1 pseudogene is annotated in these 1207 nt (G+C 62.4%); it reads right to left on the bottom strand.

The features are described 5' to 3' along the window. Positions 1–278: pseudogene (locus tag A2I95_RS39985) on the bottom strand (hypothetical protein); the annotation flags it as partial. Positions 279–1207 lie beyond the last annotated feature (929 nt).

Below are 1207 nucleotides of genomic sequence, written 5' to 3'. Positions count from 1 at the left end.
CAGAAGCGCAGCCGGAAGCGGGCGGCGTCGCGGTCGAAGGCCGCCGTTGCGGCATAGGCGATGTCGATCTGGCGTTCGAGTTTGGAGCTGTCGGCGGCGTAGATGCCGGAGATCACCGCGACCAGCGCACCGAAACCGCCAAGGACCACCCACACGAGGTCCGCCAGTTTCCAGGCGCGGTGGCCCGCCGGTTTGCGGAACAGAAAGGCGGTGCCGATGAGGCCCGCAAGGAAGAACAGCAAAAGCAGGGGCAGCTGGTTGTTTGCGATGAAATTCATGCCCGCTCTCTTTGCTGTGATTGGCTGGCGTGACCATAGGAAGGGAAAGGGGTTTCAGGCAACAGGCCTCACGGATGTGTCATGCGGCGCGCAGCGCGCATGGGTTTGGCCCGGCGGGAGGGGATCCCCGTCCGGTTGGTTTGCTGTTTTGGGGGCCGGTTGGGCCGTTATGTGCTCATGGCCGAAAGGTCTGGCCGGGTAAGAGGTGGCGGCGCCGCCAGGATGGCGGAGGACCGGCAGGGGATCGCAAATCCCCATATCCGCTCGAAAGCTCTCGGTCTGCGGAGAACCCCTGCACCCAATGAAGAGGAGGGTCTTGGGGGGGCCCGTATCTCCTGCTGGTGCGGGGTGTCAGTCCGCACCTTGTGTCGCGACGGTTGGGAGTATGGCAGAGCGGGGTTAAGGCTGGGAAAGCGGGGCGTGCGGTGGTTTGGGGTTTGGCGCAACGGCTGCGAGGTGTCTGGGCCGGGTCGTGGCCGCTGGTTCCGGGAGCCTCCCCTCTCGGCGGCACAGCCGCCTGCCGGGCAGGGGGCGGGAGTATTTTTACAAAGATGAAGCGGGGGGCTTTGGGACGTGGGGCGCAGCGGTGCGGCCTGCGCCTTGGGCTTCGCACGTTTCGACCTGAAACGGTCCGCTGGACAGTTTTCTAGACGGTCTCAACTGCCTCGGGAGTTCGAACCGGTCCGCGCAGTGGCAAACGCTCTGTGCGGTTCTGTCAGGTTGACAAACCGAAGCAGTCTAAAGATGTATCTTGGTGTGGATTTTCTACTTAAGAGCGGGTCATGATTTCATTTGAACAAGGGGCGTTGTTGCAGAACTCTGAGTGCTAAGGATTCACATCACGAATCCATGCGGTTAGACGGGGCAGATGAGCAAGCCCACACCAGCCCGCTACCGTACGACGAATTGGTCCAGCTACAACGATGCGC

Source organism: Leisingera sp. F5 (assembly GCF_001593695.1).
This window is presented reverse-complemented; position numbering and strand designations above follow the sequence as displayed.